General features: G+C 64.8%; 12 protein-coding genes and 1 pseudogene. 3 read left to right on the top strand and 10 right to left on the bottom strand.

The features are described 5' to 3' along the window. Window positions 1-8: 8 nt before the first annotated feature. The 6 genes from ACVWW6_RS05800 to ACVWW6_RS05775 form a co-directional block, all read right to left on the bottom strand. Window positions 9-1,193: a substrate-binding domain-containing protein gene (locus ACVWW6_RS05800; RefSeq protein ID WP_456680333.1), complete on the bottom strand. Its 1,185-nt coding sequence runs from the start codon at window positions 1,191-1,193 to the stop codon at window positions 9-11. Window positions 1,194-1,304: 111 nt separating this feature from the next. Beyond that, window positions 1,305-3,353 (bottom strand): acyl CoA:acetate/3-ketoacid CoA transferase, encoded by a 2,049-nt coding sequence (locus ACVWW6_RS05795; protein ID WP_456680332.1) that lies wholly within the window; start codon window positions 3,351-3,353, stop codon window positions 1,305-1,307. Window positions 3,354-3,466: 113 nt separating this feature from the next. Beyond that, window positions 3,467-4,777 carry an MFS transporter gene (locus ACVWW6_RS05790; protein WP_039186767.1) on the bottom strand — a complete coding sequence of 437 codons (1,311 nt, stop codon included), beginning with the start codon at window positions 4,775-4,777 and terminating at the stop codon, window positions 3,467-3,469. 195 nt (window positions 4,778-4,972) lie between these two features. After that, complete coding sequence (locus tag ACVWW6_RS05785) at window positions 4,973-6,415, bottom strand: sigma-54 interaction domain-containing protein (protein WP_011083712.1); 1,443 nt, start codon at window positions 6,413-6,415, stop codon at window positions 4,973-4,975. 261 nt (window positions 6,416-6,676) lie between these two features. Continuing rightward, a complete protein-coding gene (locus tag ACVWW6_RS05780) occupies window positions 6,677-8,413 on the bottom strand; it encodes a putative bifunctional diguanylate cyclase/phosphodiesterase (RefSeq protein ID WP_456680331.1) in 1,737 nt (578 codons plus the stop codon). Between the two features lie 198 nt (window positions 8,414-8,611). Continuing rightward, window positions 8,612-9,583 (bottom strand): sensor histidine kinase, encoded by a 972-nt coding sequence (locus tag ACVWW6_RS05775; protein WP_011083714.1) that lies wholly within the window; start codon window positions 9,581-9,583, stop codon window positions 8,612-8,614. A gap of 179 nt (window positions 9,584-9,762) precedes the next feature. Here ACVWW6_RS05775 and ACVWW6_RS05770 point away from each other — a divergent pair, with 179 nt between their 5' ends. Beyond that, on the top strand, window positions 9,763-10,602 hold the full coding sequence (locus tag ACVWW6_RS05770; RefSeq protein ID WP_456680330.1) for an SDR family NAD(P)-dependent oxidoreductase: 840 nt from the start codon (window positions 9,763-9,765) through the stop codon (window positions 10,600-10,602). Between the two features lie 106 nt (window positions 10,603-10,708). Here the strand turns inward: ACVWW6_RS05770 and ACVWW6_RS05765 are convergent, their stop codons facing one another. The 3 genes and pseudogenes from ACVWW6_RS05765 to ACVWW6_RS05755 all read right to left on the bottom strand — a co-directional run bounded on the left by ACVWW6_RS05765 (window position 10,709) and on the right by ACVWW6_RS05755 (window position 14,677). Next, window positions 10,709-12,085, bottom strand: coding sequence for a cytochrome P450 (locus ACVWW6_RS05765; protein ID WP_456680329.1), 1,377 nt, complete (start codon window positions 12,083-12,085; stop codon window positions 10,709-10,711). 142 nt (window positions 12,086-12,227) lie between these two features. Then, window positions 12,228-13,463, bottom strand: a complete 1,236-nt coding sequence (locus ACVWW6_RS05760; RefSeq protein WP_456680328.1) for an LLM class flavin-dependent oxidoreductase — start codon at window positions 13,461-13,463, stop codon at window positions 12,228-12,230. Between the two features lie 349 nt (window positions 13,464-13,812). Then, window positions 13,813-14,677, bottom strand: a pseudogene (locus ACVWW6_RS05755) (FAD-dependent oxidoreductase). A 159-nt stretch (window positions 14,678-14,836) separates the two neighbouring features. On the opposite strand from ACVWW6_RS05755, the gene ACVWW6_RS05750 reads away from it, so the two are divergent. Both ACVWW6_RS05750 and ACVWW6_RS05745 read left to right on the top strand, forming a co-directional pair. Further along, window positions 14,837-16,249 (top strand): MFS transporter, encoded by a 1,413-nt coding sequence (locus tag ACVWW6_RS05750; protein ID WP_456680327.1) that lies wholly within the window; start codon window positions 14,837-14,839, stop codon window positions 16,247-16,249. A gap of 129 nt (window positions 16,250-16,378) precedes the next feature. Continuing rightward, window positions 16,379-17,557: an extracellular catalytic domain type 1 short-chain-length polyhydroxyalkanoate depolymerase gene (locus ACVWW6_RS05745; protein ID WP_456680326.1), complete on the top strand. Its 1,179-nt coding sequence runs from the start codon at window positions 16,379-16,381 to the stop codon at window positions 17,555-17,557. A 93-nt stretch (window positions 17,558-17,650) separates the two neighbouring features. Here ACVWW6_RS05745 and ACVWW6_RS05740 read toward each other — a convergent pair whose 3' ends face one another. Then, window positions 17,651-18,343, bottom strand: a complete 693-nt coding sequence (locus ACVWW6_RS05740; RefSeq protein WP_456680325.1) for an MBL fold metallo-hydrolase — start codon at window positions 18,341-18,343, stop codon at window positions 17,651-17,653. Window positions 18,344-18,523: the final 180 nt, after the last annotated feature.

Here is an 18,523-nt window from a genome sequence, read left to right as displayed (position 1 = left end):
AAGAAAGCTCAGCGCTTGTTGCGGACGGGAACGTCCATGTCCTCGATCTTCAGCTCGCGCACCGGCTCGAGCACGGCCCAGGCGACGTTCGGATCGACCTTGACCTTGAAGTGATACATGCTCTGGAGCGCCTGATGGTCGTCTTTCCGGAACACCATCTTGCCCTTCGGCGTGTCGAACTCCAGGCCTTCCATCGCGGTGATCAGCTTCTCGGTGTCGGTCGACTTCGCCTTGGTGATGGCGGCGACGACTGACATCGCGGCGGCGAAGCCGCCCGCGGTGAAGAAGTCCGGCGGCGCGTTGAAGCGCTTCTGGTGCTCGGCGACCAGCCAGTCGTTCACCGGGTTCTTCGGGATCTCGTAGAAGTAGTAGGTGGCGCCTTCCATGCCGGGCAGGCCCTTGTAGGCGGCGAGTGCCGGCAGGATGTTGCCGCCGGTGGAGAGCTCGATGCCGTAGCGCTTCGGATCCATGTCCTGGAGCTTGGCCAGCGGATTGCCGGCGCCGGCCCAGATCACCCAGATCACCTTGCGGCCCGGCTTGTCCTTCAGCGCGTCGAACAGGCGCTGGCCGACCGCGGTGAAGTCGGTGGTCGAGGTCGGGGCATATTCTTCGGCGGCGAGCGTCGCGCCGGTCTTGGCGAGTGCCTCCTTGAAGGCGGCGACGCCGTCGCGGCCGAAGGCATAGTCCTGCGCCAGCGTTGCAACGGTGACGCCCTGCTTGCCGATCGCGACCGCATTCGAGATGGCGTCCTGCGAGGAGTTGCGCGCGGTGCGGAAGATGTAGCGATTCCACTTCTCGCCGGTAATCTGGTCCGCGACCGCCGGCTCGACGATCAAGATCTTCTTGTTCTCCTCGGCGACTGGGAGAATGGCAAGCGCTGCGGCCGACGATGTCGTGCCGATCGCGATATCGGCCTTGTCGTCCTGATAGGCTTCCGCGAGCGCGGCCTTGGAGAGATCGGGCTTGCCTTGGTCGTCCTTGGTGATGACGACGATCTTGCGGCCGTCGAGCGTCATGGTGCCCTTGGTGGCGTATTCAAAACCCATCTGCAGGCCGGTCTCGGTCTGCTTGGCATAGGCTTCCAGCGGACCGGTCTTGCCGTAGATCAGCGCGACCTTGAGATCGTCGGCCCGTGCGGAGGTGCCCCCGGCGAGGGCGAGGATAGTTGTTGTTATGATGAGTGATCGACGCACGATGGTCCCTCCTGATTCAAAGTTTCTCGGTAACAGCGAGTTGCACAACGTTACGAACATTGCAATTCATCCTTCCGGCGGACTGCGCCGGCACATGAGCATGCATCATTTTTAGGCCTGCCGTGTCACGCGCGTGTCGCCTGATGCGGCGGGGCTGCCGGCAGACTCGATCTGCCGCCAGTCCGACTGCGCCTCTTCCGCGCTCTCGAAGATGTGCGGCGCGACGCCGCGCTTCTCCAGGGCTTCGCCGAGCTTGATGCGCAGGAAGCCGGACGTGGTGTAGCGCGACACGCCGGAATAGAAGCGGTCGACGAGGCTGCGCACCATGGCCGAATAGTCGTCCATCAGCTCCGGCAGGATCGAGAAGTTGTCGTAGTTGACGATGGCGTAGACCCGGCGGCCGAGCGGGGCGAGCTTCGCCTCGACGAGGGCCGCGATCGCATCGATCTCGGCCTTGCTGCGCAGCGGATAGCGTTCCAGGTTGACGAAGAACAGGTTCTGCTGCTCGTCGAGCGTGAAGCGCTGGTCGAGCGGGATGGTCAGCAGTCGCTCGCGCAGATCCATGGGGCCGTCGCGGAAGATGCGGGTGTCCATCAGGATAGGGTCGCGCGGGATCAATGGCTTGAAATCCATCAGGCGCAGGATGTCGCGCTCGATGTCGATGCCGGGCGCTATTTCCATGAGCTCGAGCCCGTCGGGCCGCAACGCGAAGACGCAGCGTTCGGTGACATAGAGCACGCGCTGCCCCCGTGTCGCGGCGAAGGGGCCGCTGAAGGTGACGTGCTCGACGCTGTTGACGAATTTGCGCGACCTCGCCTCGTCGAGGATGGCGAGCTTCCCGTCGTTCACCGCAATGCGCTGCTTGCCGGCGCCGAACGTGCCGACGAAGACGACCTCCTTGGCGTTCTGGCTGATGTTGATGAAGCCGCCGGCGCCCGCGAGCTTCGGCCCGAACTTGCTGACATTGAGGTTGCCGGCGCGGTCGACCTGGGCGAGCCCGAGGAAGGCGGCATCCAGGCCGCCGCCGTCGTAGAAGTCGAATTGATAAGGCTGGTCGATCACCGCCTGGGTGTTGATCGCCGCGCCGAAATCGATCCCGCTCGCCGGAATGCCGCCGATCACGCCGGGCTCCGCCGTCAGCGTGATGAGATCGATGATCCGCTCTTCATTTGCGACCGAAGCGATCCCTTCGGGCATGCCGATGCCGAGATTGACCACGCTGTTGGCCTTGAGCTCGAGCGCGGCGCGCCGGGCGATGATCTTGCGCTCGCTGACCGGCATCACGGGCAGGGAGGCGGCGCGGACCCGGATCTCGCTGGAGAAGGCCGCATTGTATTGCGTGCCGAAGGTCTGCCAGTGGTTCTCAGGTCTCGCCACGACGACGCAGTCGACGAGGATGCCGGGAATCTTGACCTGGCGCGGATTGAGGCTGCCGCTCTCGGCGACGCGCTCGACCTGGGCGATGACGATCCCGCCGGAATTATGCGCCGCCATGGCGATGGCGAGCGCCTCCAGCGTCAGCGCCTCCTTCTCCATGGTGAGATTGCCGTCGGGATCGCCCGTCGTGGCGCGGATGATCCCGACATCGATCGGGAACGTCTTGTAGAGCAGGCATTCTTCGCCGCCGATCTTGATCAGCTCCACCATGTCCTCGGTGGTGCGCGCATTCAGTTTGCCGCCGCCATTGCGGGGGTCGACGAACGTGCCCATGCCGACGCGGGTGATGTGGCCGGGCCGGCGCGCGGCGATGTCGCGGAACAGATGCGTGATGACGCCCTGCGGCAGGTTATAGGCCTCGATCTGATTGGCGATCGCAAGCTGCTGGAGCTTCGGGGCAAGGCCCCAATGCCCGCCGATCACGCGCCGAACCAGGCCTTCATGCGCGAAATGATTGAGGCCGCGATGCTTGCCGTCGCCCTGGCCGGCCGCATAGACGAGCGTCAGATTGCGCGGCTTACCCTGCGTGTAGGGCGCATCGCCCTCGTGTGAGAGATAGAGCTCCTCCAGTGCGATCGCGATCTCCTCGGCAAAGCCGATGCCGACGAAGCCGCCGGTCGCGACGGTGTCGCCGTCGCGGATCAGCATGACCGCTTCGGCCGCCGTGACGACCTTGCCTTTCTCGGAATTGCGCAGATAGGGCAGAGCTGGATGATGGCTCACGGCGTTCCTCCCGATCCCTGGACGGTATGCCGTCGTTGCTGTGCGTCGATCCTAGCGCGGGGAGCAGGCCCGGAACAGGCTGCTCCTCGCGACAAGAGGTATCGTCAGGACGTTCAGGACTGCACTATCTTGCGTGTTTCGGTGGCGAAATAGACCGACACGACGGTGATGATCGCCAGCGCGATCATGTAGAGCGAGATCGGCCAGGTCGCCGGCGCGTACGCCGTCATCAATCCCGTCGCGATCAGCGGCGACAATGCGCCGGCGAAGATCGAGGCGAGGTTGTAGCCGAGCGAGACGCCGCTATAGCGCACCTTGGTGCCGAACAGCTCCGACAGGAAGCTCGCCTGCGGGCCGTACATCGCGGCGTGACCGACGGCGAGGCCGAGCACGATCGCGATCCAGGCATATTGCGGGTTCTTGGTCGAAAGCAGCATGAACAGCGGGAACGACATCAGCGCCGAGAACACCGCGCCGAAGATGTAGATCGGCCGCCGCCCGAGCCGGTCGGAGAGCGCGCCGAAGGCGGGAATGGTGAAGGTCTCGATCGCCGCGCCGATCAGCACGCCGTTGAGCATGTCCTGCTTGTTCATGCCGAGCGATTGCGTCGCATAGGCGAGCACGAAGGTCGCGTAGATGTAGAAGAAGCCGTTTTCGGCGAAGCGCGCGCCCATCGCGAGCAGGATGTTCTTGGGATACATGCGGATCGCCTCGAGGATCGGCATCTTGACCTCTTGCTTGGTGTCCTTGACCTTCTGGAACTCCGGCGATTCCGCGATGGTGAAGCGAATCCACAGGCCCACGAGTACCAGCGCGATCGAGAACAGGAACGGGATGCGCCAGCCCCAGGAAAGAAGCTGTGCGTCGGTCAGCATCGCGGACACCACCGAGAACACCAGCGTGCCGAGCACGAGACCGAGCGGCGCCCCGAGTTGCGGCCAGCTGCCGTAGAATCCCTTCTTGTCCGCGGGCGCATGCTCGACCGCCATCAGCACCGCGCCGCCCCATTCGCCGCCGAGGCCAAAGCCCTGGATCAGCCGGCAGGTCACCAGCAGGACCGCGGCCCAGATGCCGGCGGTCTCGTAGGTCGGCAGGAAGCCGATCGCTGCGGTCGCCGCGCCCATGATCAGCAGGGTCAGATAGAGCATGGTCTTGCGGCCGATCTTGTCGCCGTAGTGACCGAACACGACGCCGCCGAGCGGACGCGCGATGAAGCCGAGCGCGTAGGTCGCGAACGCCAGCAGCGTTCCCATCATGGGGTCGAAGGTCGGGAAGAACAGCTTGTTGAAGATCAGCGCCGCGGCGGTGCCGTAAAGGAAGAAGTCGTACCACTCGATGGCCGTGCCGATCAGGCTCGCGGTGGCGACGGTCACGTGCGAGGGCTGTCTCGCCTCAAGCTGATGGACTGAGATCGCTTCACTCATCTTGCGTCCTCCCTGGTTGCGAATGCGCATGTGCAGCACGCGTCATTGTGCAGAGCGAAGAGCAAGCTCCGCGCCAGATGCCGCAGGTTTGCGCAAAATGGCTGAAAACCCAGCAGTTTCAGTGCCTGATCCGGGATAGAGCGGCAGCACGCCGTGTCAGGAGTCCGAGACTCCGGACACGCGATGTCTCGCAACTCAGACGGATGCGGCTCCCGAGGCGAGGCCGAACTTGGCGAGCTTCTTGTAGAAGGTCGCGCGCGAGATCTGGAGCATCTTGGCGGCCTCCGAGATCTGGCCGTTGCTGGCGGCGAGCGCCTGTTCCAGCGTGTGCTTCTCGAACTCGGCCTCGGCTTCCGCATAGGGCAGGACGAGGCCGGCCGGCCGCGATGGTGCCGTGGGCACCGTCTCCGCGCCAACGGGGAGAATGCGATCGAAGTCGTCGCTGGTGAGGCGTCCCGAATCGCTCAGGATCAGCGCGCGTTCCAGGATGTTGCGCAGTTCGCGGACGTTGCCGGGCCAGCCATAACGCGCAAGCGCAGCCAGACCGCTCGGCGTGATCCTGGCATTGAGGTAGTCGCCGGATGCGCTGATGTCTTCGAGCAGCCGTCCGCAGATCTCGGGCAGGTCGTCCAGGCAGTGGCGCAGGGGCGGCAGCTCGATCGAGAGCACGTTCAGCCGGTAGTAGAGATCCGCCCGGAATGTCCCCTCGCTGACCCGCTTGTGCAGGTCGACATTGGTGGCCGCAATCACGCGCACGTCGACCCTGGTGACCTTGTCGGAGCCGAGTGGCTCGATCTCGCGCTCCTGCAGCACGCGCAGCAGCTTGGCCTGCAATTGCAGCGGCATCTCGCCGATCTCGTCGAGAAACAGCGTGCCCCCGTCGGCGATCCGGAATTTTCCGTCGCGACCCTTGCGGTCCGCGCCGGTATAGGCGCCCGGCGCGGCGCCGAAGAACTCCGATTCGATCAGCGTATCCGGGATCGCCGCGACGTTGACGCTGACGAACGGCTTTTCGGCGCGGGCGGAGGCGTTGTGGATGGCCTGCGCCAGCATCTCCTTGCCGGTGCCGGTCTCTCCGGTGAGCAGAACGGTGACGCTCTGGCGCGCGGCGCGCGCTGCAAGCTCCTTGGCCTGTGCGATGCCGGCGGTTGCACCGACATAGTCGTCGAAAGTGAACCGGGCGGCGCGCGCATGCGACAATTGCCGCCGCGCCAGCCGCAGATCGTTTTCGAGCTGGGCGACGCGACCGAGCAGCGGCTTCAAGCCCTCGAGGCGGTCGTAAAGCACGAAGCCGATCGCGCCGATGATATTCCCCTTCTCGTCCTCGATCGGCATGCGGGTTACGACGAGTTGCTCGCCGCCGAGCTCCATGATGTCGAGGATGATCGGTTCACCCGTTTCCACGACCCTGCGCATCAGGCTGTTGGGGATGACCTCCTCGATCGGGCGGCCGAGCGCCTCGGATTCGTGCGAGAGGCCCATCGCAGTGACGTATTTTTCGTTGACATACACCACGCGTCCGCTGCGATCGATCGCGATGGCGCCCTCGCACAGATGCTCCAGCCGCTCGAACAGCGTCTCCATGGCGCGTGCGCGGATATAGGCGGGATCGCTGACGACGGAAGAGGGACCGGACATGGCGTGCCTCGCGGGAAGCCCGCCTGTTTATTACCAAAAGGGCAGCAATTTCAAAGGGGAGAATTGGCGCTGGCTTCGCGACCCATTCTCGGTCGTCGTCCTGGACAAGCGAGCAAAGCGAGCGCCGATCCAGGACCCATTACCCCAGGAAGCTGTTTGGCGAAGACTCGTGGTCACCATCCCGCGCCACGGCACCTGCCTGGGGTAATGGGTCCTGGCTTTCGCCAGGACGACGGCGGTGTTTGTTGCGCCGCTGTCGCCCTACCGCCGATACCCGCCCGCCCGCGAATAGCCGTGTCGGTTCTGCTGCATCGGGCGGCTGGCCACGCTGGCGCGGGACTCGCTGGCGACGGGTGTTGCGAGCTTCAGCTCCTCCAGGAAGATCGGCCGCGAGAAATAATAGCCCTGCGCGTAGCGGATCTTGGTCGCGGCCTGCAGGTAGGCGAGCTCCTCGTAGGATTCGAGGCCCTCGGCGATCACGGTCATGCCGAGCGCTTCGCTCAAGGATTCGATCGCGCGCAGGATGCCCTGGCTGCGCGGCCGCTTATGGATGTCGGTGATGAAGGAGCGGTCGATCTTGATCTCGTCGGCCGTGATGTCGGCGAGCGCCGAGAGCGAGGAATAACCGGTGCCGAAATCGTCGATCGAGATGCCGACGCCGAGCTTGCGGAACATCGGCAGGATTTCCGACTGGAAATGGCTTTTGGCGACGAAGGCCTCTTCCGTCAGCTCGATCATGAAGCGTTGGGGAAAGCCGGTGTTGTCCAGCGCCTGCGCGAAGCTGCGCATGAACTCGGGATTGCCGGCCTGCCTGGCGGCGACGTTGATGCTGATGGAGGCGTCCGCGCCGAACGTGTCGTTGATCAGGTCGATCGACTTGACGATCTCGGCGAGCACGAGATGGGTCAGCTCGTCGATCAGTCCGAGCTCGCCGGCAAGGTTGATGAACGAGCCCGGCGCCTGGATCACGCCTTCGTCGTCGCGCAGTCGCACCAGGGCCTCGATGCCCTTCACGGCCTGCGTGCGGATGTCGACCTTGGACTGGAACGCGCAGCAGAAGCGCTTCTCCAGGATGGCGAGCCGCAGCGACTGCTCGATCTTGGTGCGCGCCAGCGCCTCGCGCTCCATGCTGGCGTCGAAGAAGGCGGCCGATCCCTTGCCGTCGTTCTTGATGCGGTACATCGCGATGTCGGCGTTCTGACGCAGCATCTCGAAGCTGCTTCCGTGATCGGGATAGATGCTGATGCCGACCGAGGTCGAGGCGAAGACCTCCGAATGGTCGATGAAGAACGGCGCGGTCAGCCGCTCCAGCGTCGCTTGCATGAATTCGGCGACTTCCTCCTGGCCCTGGATCGGGGAGAGCAGCAGCAGGAATTCGTCGCCCGAGATGCGCGACAGCATGTCGGAATCGCGCAGGTCGCGCCCGAGCCGCTTCGCCAGCTCGATGAGCAGCGCATCGCCGACGGCGTGGCCGTAATAGTCGTTGATGTGCTTGAAATTGTCGACGTCGAGAAAGGCGAGCGCGAAGCGCTCGCCGCCGCCATCGCGCGCGAGCAGGTTGTTGGCGCGGTGCTCGATCACGCGCCGCGAGGGCAGGCCGGTCAGCTCGTCGAAATAGGCCGAGCGGAACAGCTGGTCCTCGAAATTCTTCTGCTCGGTGATGTCGGAGGAGGCGGAGATCAGGAGCTCTCGTCCGGCGAGGCGAACGGGGCGATGGGTCGTGAGCAGCACCTGGCGCGCCGCGCCGTCGTGCAGGGCTTCCTCGGTGACGACCGCCTGGCCGGCGCTCAGCGCCCGGCGGCAGGCTTCCCGGCGCGGCGTCAGATCGGGCGAGGGACGGCTGCCGTCCATGCCGAGCTGCGCCGCTGCGGCATCGTTAACCAGCAGAAGCTCGCCATGGGCGTCCTGAACGGTCAGGCCGGCCGGCAGCATTCTAACGATTTCCTTGAGGAATCCGAGTTCGGCTTCGCTCGCGCCGGAATATCTGTTGTCGTTCATAGAAGTCATGAATCTTGTTGTTTCAGCGCGCCTTTGCAATGGGCGCGATCTTGCGTGGTTCCCTCTTAAGTTCGGTTAAGGGGTCCGGAGAAATACGGTGGTGTCTTGCGGCGATGCGGCACGCGCGCCGATCGTCATTAACAGAGGGTCAATGCGCCCAGCGAAACCGCGAGCGGAGCGCGCGGGCCTGCTTCCGCTTTAGCGGCTTTCGCCTTGGGGGATGCGGCATTGCATGATGCAATGCAGCCCGGTCTTCAGATACGAGATCTCGGTCCTGCCATCGAAGGCGGAAAGCGCCGATTTCAGCAGCTTGGTGCCGAAGCCAGGCTCGGACACCTTGTCCACGGTCGGCCCCTCGGTCTCGTCCCAGGTGATGGTCAGGCGATCGTCGCTGACGGTCCACGACACCTGCAGCAGACCGCGCGGCGCAGAGAATGCGCCGTATTTGCCTGCATTGGTGGCGAGCTCGTGAAACATCAATGACAGCGTGACCGCGAGCTTCGCCGGCAGGAACAGCCGGTCGCCGTTGAGGGTGAAGCGGACGTGGCCGTAGGGGCCGAGCTCCGAGATCAGGAGATCGCGGATGTCGCAGCCGGCCTTGTCGATTCGCGAGATCAGATCGTCGGTTGCGGCCAGCGATCGCAGCCGCGGATCGACCCGGGCCCAGACCTGCGGCTGGTCATGCAGCACCTGGTGAATCACGGCGTGCACTGTCGAGAGCTTGTTCTTCAGCCGGTGCTGGAGCTCGTCGACCAGCAGCTTGCGATAGTCTTCTTCCTCGATCAGGCGCTTGGAGATCCGGCGCTGCTCCGCCAGCATGGTGCGATAGTGCTCGACGCCCCAGATGGTCAGCGCGCTCACGGCCCAGTAGAGCGCCAGCAGGGCAAAACGCGCGCGATCGGCAAGCGCATCGCTGAAATTCACGACGACGCCGAGCACGCCGCCGACGATCGCCGTCACGATGCCGATCCGGAAGCCTCCGAACGCGGCGGCAAAGAACACGGCCGGAAAGTACGGGGTGAAGTAGACGTCGGGCCGCACTTGCGCAAGGCCCCAGCGTGCCAGCGTCGCAACGAGCAGGCAGGCCACCGCAAAGGCAATGCTCAAGCCGAGCGACGGAGGTGCCGCGCCCTGCCAGCCCTTGCGGAATTCGTCGATCAGCTTCTCCATGCGCCGCCCGGTTGCGAGGTGCGTTCGTTGCGAATGTTACGCATCTCGCCAGCGCAAGCAAAGCTTGCCTTGTCGGGAGCCGGCAGGAATAGTGACCGTCGCGGTGCCGACTGTCGCGGCGCCGTCGTCGATCGGTATCCGCCATTTGGCGTCAAGAGGTTCGAAAACAGGGACATTCCATGGGCAGGCTGGACGGAAAGGTCGCGGTGATTACGGGTGCGACGAGCGGGATCGGATTACGGACCGCTGAAGTCTTCGTTGCCGAAGGTGCCAAAATTGTGATCGCGGGGCGGCGCATACCGGAAGGCGAGGCGCTGGCGAAGCAGCTCGGGTCCAATTGCATCTTCCGCCAGACCGATGTGACGGTCGAAGCGCAGATGCAGGCGCTGATCGCGCTCGCGGTAGACAAATTCGGCCGGATCGATTGCCTGTTCAACAATGCCGGCGGGCCGGCGCAGACCGGCGGCATTGAGGGCCTCGAGGTCGAGCGCTTCGACGAGGCGATGGCGACGCTGGTGCGCAGCGTCATGCTCGGCATGAAGCACGCCGCGCCCTACATGAAGAAGCAGGGGTCCGGCAGCATCATCAACAATGGCAGCATCGCTGGCCGGCTCGCCGGCTTCTCCTCGTCGGTGGTTTACGGCGCGGCCAAGGCGGCGGTGATCCATCTCACCAAATGCGTGGCGATGGAGCTCGGCGAATCCAACGTCCGCGTCAACTCGATCTCGCCCGGCGCGATCGCGACCGGCATTTTCGGCAAGGCGCTTGGGCTGGCGACCGACGCCGCGGAGAAGACGCCGGCGGTGATGCGCGAAGTCTACAAGACCGCCCAGCCGATCCCGCGCGCCGGCATTCCCGACGACATCGCCCATGCCGCGGTGTTCCTGGCGAGCGACGAATCCAGCTTCATCAACGGCCACGACCTCGTCATCGACGGCGCCATCACCGGCGGCCGCAACTGGAGCCAGCAGCAGCAGGGCTACGTGGCGCTGCGCAAGGCGTTCGATCAGGGGGCGTAAGGCGGCCCAGCTATTTGCTGTCATTCCGGGGCGCACGAAGTGCGAACCCGGAATCTCGAGATTCCGGGTTCGCACTTCGTGCGCCCCGGAATGACGGTGTTTGTCATCACACCGCCTTCACTCGCACCCGCAACCCATCCCGCGGCTTCGGGATCGGCCACATCTGCCAGTCCGGCTTGTAGCCCGGCTCCAGCGACACCTCGATGTTCTGCAGGAAGTGCCGGGCAAAGCATTTGGCCTGCATGTAGGCGAAGTGCAGGCCGAGGCACATATGCGCGCCGCCGCCGAACGGCACCCAGGCGAAGCGGTGGCGGTTGCGCTGGGCCTCCTCGGTGAAGCGCAGCGGATCGAAGCGGTCCGGCTCCGGCCAGATGTCCTTCATGTGATGCGTATAGAGCGGATTGACGCCGACGGCTGTGCCGGCGGGAATCCTGAAACCCTTGAAGGTGAAGTCGCGCATCGCGCGGCGCGGCATCGACGGCACCGGCGGCTTGATCCGCAGCGCTTCCTTGAATGCCATTTCGGACAGCGGCATCTTCTCGAGATCGTCGAAGCTGCTGGGTGCATCAGGAGCGAGCCCGAGTGCCAGAACCTCGGCGCGCAGCCTGTCCTGCCAGTCCGGGTTTGCGGCGAGCTCGCCGATGAAGGAGGTGAGCGACGAGGTCAGCGTGTCGTGCGCCGCCATCATCAAAAAGCTCATGTGGTCGATGATGTCCTGCTCCGACAGCAGCGCACCGTCCTCATGGGTGGCGCGGCAGAGCTGCGAGAACAGATCATCGCCGCCGTGATTGCCGCGGCGGAGCGGAATCTGCTGGCGGAAATAGGCGACGATGCGCTTGCGGCCCGCGACACCGCGTGCCATCTGCGTGCCGGGCAGGGGACGGCGGATCGGTGCGACGGCGGCCGCGACCATGTCGACGAAGGCGCGGTTGATCTCGTCGACCTCCGGCCCGATATCGGCGCCGAGAAAGGACGCGGCGGCGAGATCGAGCGTGAGCTGCTTCATCGCCGGATAGAGCTGCATCTCGCCGGGCTTGGCCTTCCACTGCGCGACGCGCGCGGAAATGCCGCGGTCGAGATCGCTGAGATAGGATTTCATCGGTCCGGACTTGAACGCGACCGACAGCGCCTTGCGGTGCAGCCGGTGCTCGTCGAAATCGAGCAGCATCAATCCGCGCGGAAACAGCAGGCCGAGCACCTTGTTCCAGCCGTGCGTCGACGAGAACAGTTTTTGCTGGTCGAACATCACGAGCTCGTTCGCTTCGGGTCCGAGCAGCACGACATTGGTCTCGCCGAAGACATGGGTGCGGTAGACCGGGCCGTATTTGGCGCCGTTCGCCTCGATATGCCCCTTGGGGTCGGCCAGCACCTGGAAGGTCTTGCCGATGACCGGCCAGCCCTCGTCGCCCGGGATGTGCGTCAGCTCGTTACGCCCCGGGGCGGTGAACTGAAGCGCAGGGGCGGCCACATTCTGCATCGACATGACGAGTGCTCCGGTTGGCTGACCGAACGGACATCGCGCGACCGCGACTTTATTGCGGCCTGCGCCAGCTGACCGGGGCAGCATAGCACAGGCCGATATCGCTTGCTTGAGATCGTGGTTACACGTGTAACGCCAACGAGCCCTACCGCTTCGCCGCTTCCTTCTGCAGATCCGGGGCGTTGACGGCGGGAATGGCGACGCGGCCGGGTCCGGTGACCTTCAGCGCTTCGGCAGCCTTCTCGTTCTCCATGATCTTGGCCATCACGGCCTGGCCGGCGCGTTCGAAGATCGCGCGGTTCTCGATCACGAATTTTTGCGACTTGCGGAGGCCATCGATATAGCCGTTGATCTCCGGCACGACATAGCGCGCGACCAGGTCCCAGCTCCGGCGCGTGTTCTCCGGGTTGGCCCAGTCGTGCACGAAGCCGATCACGGCGCCGACGCCGCCGGAGACCTGCATCACGTTCTTGATCATTTTCACGAGGTCGTCGGGCGTGCCGATGACGGAGGCGGCGCCTTCGACGAAGGCGGTCTTGTCCACGGCTTCGTCGGGCGAGGTGAACGCGGTGAGGCCCGGCCGCTGCAAGGTGCCGACATTATATTCGTTGTGCCAGCGCATCAGGCCGGCGCCGGCCTCGCGGCGGGCCTGCTCGCGGGTCTCGGCGACGTGCCAGGTCAGGAGCACGCGCCAGTCGGCGCGATTCACCGTCGTGCCGTGCTTCCTGGCGGCATCCTCGGCGAACTGCCATTGCTGCTGGAGCGACATCAGGCCCTGTGTCGTCATCGAGCCCAGCGAGATGATGCCGATGCCGTATTTGCCGGCGAGCGTCATGCCGGAGGGCGAGATCTGCGAGGCCACCACGAACGGCATTTCCTCCTGCAAGGGCAGGAGCTGGAGCGCGGCATCGTTCATGGTGAACCAGTCGCTCTTGGCGGTGACGCGCTCGCCGTTGAACAGGCGGCGGATCACGCCGATCGCCTCGTCCTGGCGGTCGCGCTGCGTCATTGGGTCGATGCCGAGCGTGTGCGCGTCGGAGGCGAGCGCACCGGGACCGGAGCCGAAGATGGCGCGGCCGCCGGTCATGTGATCGAGCTGCACCATGCGCTGGGCGACGTTGAAGGGATGGTGATAGGGCAGCGACACCACGCCGGTACCGAGCCTGATCCGCTTGGTGCGCTCGCCGGCTGCGGCCAAAAACATCTCGGGCGAGGCGATCATCTCCCAGCCGGAGGAATGGTGCTCGCCGCACCAGAACTCGTCATAACCGAGCGCGTCGAGCTGCTCGACCAGGTCGAGGTCGCGCCGGAACTGGAGCATCGGATGCTCCCCGATCGGGTGATGCGGGGCAAGGAAGGCTCCGAACTTCAGGCGCGCCATGGCGTTCTCTCCGGCTGGATTTTTTGTTTGTTGAGACGGTGAGGCTACGTGCCCGATGGCGCGAACGCAATCGCGCGATGTCCCGCGCGGCGGAATGCAGGCATGCGCTCATCTTCTCCCTCTCCCCGCTTGCAGGGAGAGGGTCGGGGTGAGGGGAAGTCTCCGCGGGGACGGAGGCAGTGGGGTTTCGAGATGCCCCACGCCGTCATTGCGAGCGCAGCGAAGCAATGACGCGTCGAGGGGGCGTCGTTCCAATGGACAGTCGACTCGCGGAGACTCCCCTCACCCGGAATTCAAACTGCGTTTGAATTCCGGCCTCTCCCCGCAAGCGGGGAGAGGCGAAGGAAGATCACCGCGTCATCCTGTTCCACGCATCCAGGCCGGCGATCTTGTACGCCTCCGCCAGCGTCGGGTAGTTGAACGTGTTCTGGATGAAATAGTCGATGCCGCCTTTGAGGTTGAGCACGGCCTGGCCGATATGGATCAGCTCGGTAGCGCCTTCGCCGAGGATGTGCACGCCGAGCAGGCGGCGCGTCTTGGTCGAGAAGATCATCTTCATCATGCCGCTGTTCAGCCCCATGATGTGGCCGCGCGAGGTCTCGCGGAAGCGGGCGATGCCGACCTCGTAAGGAATGCCGCGCGTGCGCACCTCTTCTTCGGTGAGGCCGGCGGTCGAGATCTCCGGCACCGAATAGATGCCGTAGGGAAAGAACTCCGGCGGCGCCAGGGGCTCCATGCCGAGCGCGTGACAGGCGGCGACGCGGCCCTGCTCCATCGAGGTCGAGGCGAGGCTCGGAAAGTCGATCACGTCACCGGCCGCGTAGATGTGCGGCACGCTGGTCTGCAATGTCACGGGATCGACCGTGATGCGCCCGCGATGATCGACGGCGATGCCGGCGGCCTCGAGGTTGATGCTCGAGAACCTCGACCTCGTGATCGAGGGTTTTCTGCAGCCGCGTCATCAAATCGCTTGCCGCGATGTCCTGCTTCACCCGGTAGGAGCGGCCGTAGAAGCCACGCTCGCGTCAGCCTGACAGATTGAGCACGGTCTCGCGCAGGGTTTTGGAGGGAATGGTGCCGGTGTGGACGGAGACGCCGCCGACCCGCCGGCCCTTCTCCACCACCAGCACGGCCTTACCGAGCTTGGCGCATTGCACCGCGGCTCGGCGCCCCGACGGGCCCGAGCCGATCACCGCCATGTCGTAGTCGTACATCGGAAGACTTCCGAACCCCGCGAGACCAGCGGGAACCGACATGCAGCAATCGGGCCAAGGCGGCAAGAAGGCGGCAAGGCCTACCTCGGAGGTAATCGCGCCGATGACGCCGATCTGCGAGCATCGCGCGCAAATAAATTCCGGAAGGGCCGCGCGCCGATGCATCAAACCGTCACAAAGCAGATCGATTCGTCGCGCCGCTGGTGGGTGCTCGGCATCGTCGTCGCCGCCCAGTTCATGTTCGGCGTCGACGCCTTCATCGTGAACGTCGCCATTCCGACCATCGCCGTCGATCTGCACGCAACGCCGGCGCAGATCGAATCCGTCATCGCGATCTATCTGATCGCCTATGCCACGCTGGTCGTCACCGGCGGCAGGCTCGGCGACATCCACGGGACCAAGAACGTATTCCTGGCCGGCGTGCTCGGCTTCACCCTGACCTCGCTGTGGTGCGGGCTGGCGCAATCAGGCGCGGAGCTGATCATCGCGCGGCTGGCGCAGGGCGCCACCGCCGCGCTGATGGTGCCGCAGGTGCTGGCGACGCTGCATCTGTTGTTCACCGACGGCCAGCGCAACCGCGCCTTTGCCGTCTACGGCATTGTGCTCGGGCTTGCGGGCGCCGCGGGCTTCCTGCTCGGCGGGCTTCTCGTCACGCTCGATCTCGCCGGCACCGGCTGGCGCTCGGTGTTCTTCGTCAACGTTCCCAGCGGCCTCGTCATCGCCGGTGCTGCCTGGCGCATCATGCCGTCGGTGCCTCGCCGGGCCGGTACGAAGCTCGACATCAAGGGCAGTGTTGTGCTGTTCGCAGGGTTGTTGTGCCTGATCGGTCCGCTGCTGTTCGGCCACGACGTCGGCTGGGCGCCGTTTCTGTGGGCGGTGATGGCGATCGGCGGTGTGATCCTCGCGCTATTCGTGAGGCTCGAGCACGCGGTCGGACGCGCCGGCGGCATGCCGCTGATCGATCTGACGCTGCTGGCGGATGTGGCGTTCCTGCGCGGCCTCGGCGCAGCCTTCTTTTTCTTCGTCGCCAATCTCTCGTTCTATCTCGTCATGACGCTGTTCATGCAGCGCGGCCTGAAGATCCCGCCGCTCGAAGCCGGCATGGCCTTCATTCCGCTCGCGTTCGCCTTCATCGTGGCCTCGCGTCACAGCGGTGTGCGGGCGCGCCATCGCGGCACCAAGGTGTTGATCGAGGGCTGCGCCCTTCAGATCGCGGGCCTCGCCGCGCTCGCGCTTGTTGTAGTCGATCTCGATGCGCCGACGCCGATCGGGCTTGCGCTCACCATGATCATCTTCGGCTACGGTCAGGGCCTGGTGATGGCGCCGCTGTCCGGCGCGGCGCTTTCCACCGTGAAGCCCGTCGCCGCAGGCTCGGCGTCCGGCATGTACGGCACCATTGCGCAGATCGGAAATGCGGCCGGAGTGGCCGCAATCGGCGCATTGTTCTTCGCGCTCGAAGCTCTGCAATCACCGCGCGCAGGATTTCTCGTCTCGCTCGCGCTGTTTGTGACATTAATAATGATCTGCGCCGCATTTCTGGCGTGGATGCGCCGCGCATCTGCACGAAGTTGAGGCATTGCGGTTAATGCGTGCGGTTTCTCCGTGAATTTCTGGTAATTGACAGCACACACACTTTTCATTTTGCAGTGCAGCAACTATCTGGTTTGGGTGGACGTTGAACGTCGCCTGCCAGGAGTTGCCGTGTCGCTTGCCAGAAATATCGATCTCTTGAGACGCCTGCCGAAGGTGGATGGTCTGCGCTTTGCCGACTTCGGCCGCAGCGCGGATGCGCCCGGTCCATTGCAAGAGGTTGCGGACTTCGGTGACAATCCCGGCAATCTTCGCATGTTCGCGTTCGCGCCGGCGCAGTTGCAGATGCCGCGCGCGCTCGTCGTCGTGCTGCATGGCTGCGGACAGACCGCAGCGGCTTACGATCTCGGCGCGGGCTGGTCGACGCTCGCACGGCACTACGGCTTCGCGCTGCTGATGCCCGAGCAGCAGCGCGCCAACAACGGCAACACCTGCTTCAACTGGTTCAATCCGGAAGACACTGCGCGCGACAGCGGCGAGGCGCGCTCGATCCGCGAGATGATCGCGCATATGGTCAAGACGCACCGCATCGATCCCAGGCGCGTCTTCATCACCGGCCTCTCCGCCGGCGGCGGCATGACGTCCGTGATGCTCGCGACCTATCCGGAAGTCTTCGCGGCCGGCGCGGTGATCGCAGGCCTGCCCTATGGCATCGCCTCGAATTTGCGCGAGGCGCTGGACGGCATGTTCCATTCGCCGGCGCGTCCCGCGCGCGAGCTCGGCGATCTCGTGCGCAACGCTTCCGATTATCGCGGCCCCTGGCCGAAGATGTCGGTGTGGCACGGCAGTGCCGACCGCACCGTCAATCCCGGCAATGCCAACGAGATCGTCAAGCAGTGGCTCGACCTGCACGACCTGCCTGACGTGCCGATGGCCGAGACCAATGTCGACGGCTATCCGCGCCAGGCCTGGTGGAACAAGGACGGTGAGACGCTGGTCGAGTCCTACGCCATCACCGACATGGCGCACGGCACGCCGCTCGGGCTAGCCGACAACGACCAGCGCTATGGCGTCGAAGGCGCGTTCCTGATCGAGGCCGGCATCTCCTCGTCCTACCACATTGCAAAGTTCTTCGGCCTGACCGGCTGGATTCCGGACGCGGCGAAGAAGAAGGTGGAGGCAAAGCCTGGAGTGCCGAAGCCGGCGCTGACGCCAGCGCCGCATCTGGCCCGCTCGATCCGCGACGCGGTCGCCGAACCGCCGGCCGAGCCGAAGCGCGAGGACGCCCGCGGCTTCGACCTCGGCCAGATCATCACGCGCGCGCTCACCGCCGCGGGGTTGATGAAGTAGCTCAGCCCTCGCGCGTCGTCCCGGATCTGCGCTTACGCTTGTCCGGGACGACAGCTCTGTTTGTGGCGACGCCGGTGCATCGCTGAATAGAGCTTACATCTCGCCGGTGATGAACGGATTGGTCATCCGCTCCTGGCCGATGCTCGAGCCGGCGCCATGGCCGCAAATGAAGCCGACATCGTCGCCGAGCGGCAACAGCTTGGTCTTGATCGAGCTGATCAGCGTGGCGTGACTGCCGCCGGGCAGGTCGGTGCGGCCGACGGAGCCTGCGAACAGGACGTCGCCGACATGGGCAAAACGTAATTCCTTGTTGAAGAACGCCACGCTGCCGGGCGAATGGCCGGGGCAGTGCAGAATGTCGAACTGCAAGCCGCCGATCGACACGGTGTCGCCCTCCTCCAACCAGCGGTCCGGTGCGAAGTTGCGCACCCCGGTCATGCCGAAGCGCGCGCCGCTCTCCACCACATTGTCGAGCAGGAACTTGTCGGCTTGATGCGGTCCCTCGATCGGCACCTTCAGCGCATCGCGCAATTCCGCCGCGCCGCCGACATGGTCGATATGGCCGTGCGTCAGCCAGATCTTCTCCACGGTGACGCCGGTCTGCTTGATCGCCTCCAAAATCTTCGGCACGTCCCCGCCGGGGTCGATCACCACGGCCTTCTTGCCGGGTTCGTCCCAGATGATGGTGCAGTTCTGCTCGAACAGCGTCACGGGGACGATGATCGCGCCGGCCTTGGCTGGCGAGGACTCTTGCGAGGATCCTTGGGTGTCATTTTGCTCGGTCATGGCGCCACAATGCCGATTTTTGCCATGCCGCCAAGCAAAAGATTCTTGAGATTCTTGGCCCGGCCCCGGAACAGCCGCCTCGGCCGTCACACGGCCGTCCCAATTGGCCTGCTGGTTTGAACCGGGGCGTTGCTTCCGCGTTCTCTCGCGCGAGGCGGATTTTCGGGTGGGTTCTCCGAC

It is taken from the genome of Bradyrhizobium sp. USDA 3311 (assembly GCF_054062495.1).
This window is presented reverse-complemented; position numbering and strand designations above follow the sequence as displayed.

Excerpts from the sequence above, each read along its gene's own strand:
- ACVWW6_RS05775 (WP_011083714.1), bottom strand. The coding sequence starts at position 9,583 with ATGGAGAAGCTGATCGACGAATTCCGCAAGGGCTGGCAGGGCGCGGCA.
- ACVWW6_RS05770 (WP_456680330.1), top strand. The coding sequence starts at position 9,763 with ATGGGCAGGCTGGACGGAAAGGTCGCGGTGATTACGGGTGCGACGAGC.
- ACVWW6_RS05765 (WP_456680329.1), bottom strand. The coding sequence starts at position 12,085 with ATGTCGATGCAGAATGTGGCCGCCCCTGCGCTTCAGTTCACCGCCCCG.
- ACVWW6_RS05790 (WP_039186767.1), bottom strand. The coding sequence starts at position 4,777 with ATGAGTGAAGCGATCTCAGTCCATCAGCTTGAGGCGAGACAGCCCTCG.
- ACVWW6_RS05780 (WP_456680331.1), bottom strand. The coding sequence starts at position 8,413 with ATGAACGACAACAGATATTCCGGCGCGAGCGAAGCCGAACTCGGATTC.
- ACVWW6_RS05785 (WP_011083712.1), bottom strand. The coding sequence starts at position 6,415 with ATGTCCGGTCCCTCTTCCGTCGTCAGCGATCCCGCCTATATCCGCGCA.
- ACVWW6_RS05750 (WP_456680327.1), top strand. The coding sequence starts at position 14,837 with ATGCATCAAACCGTCACAAAGCAGATCGATTCGTCGCGCCGCTGGTGG.
- ACVWW6_RS05740 (WP_456680325.1), bottom strand. The coding sequence starts at position 18,343 with ATGACCGAGCAAAATGACACCCAAGGATCCTCGCAAGAGTCCTCGCCA.
- ACVWW6_RS05760 (WP_456680328.1), bottom strand. The coding sequence starts at position 13,463 with ATGGCGCGCCTGAAGTTCGGAGCCTTCCTTGCCCCGCATCACCCGATC.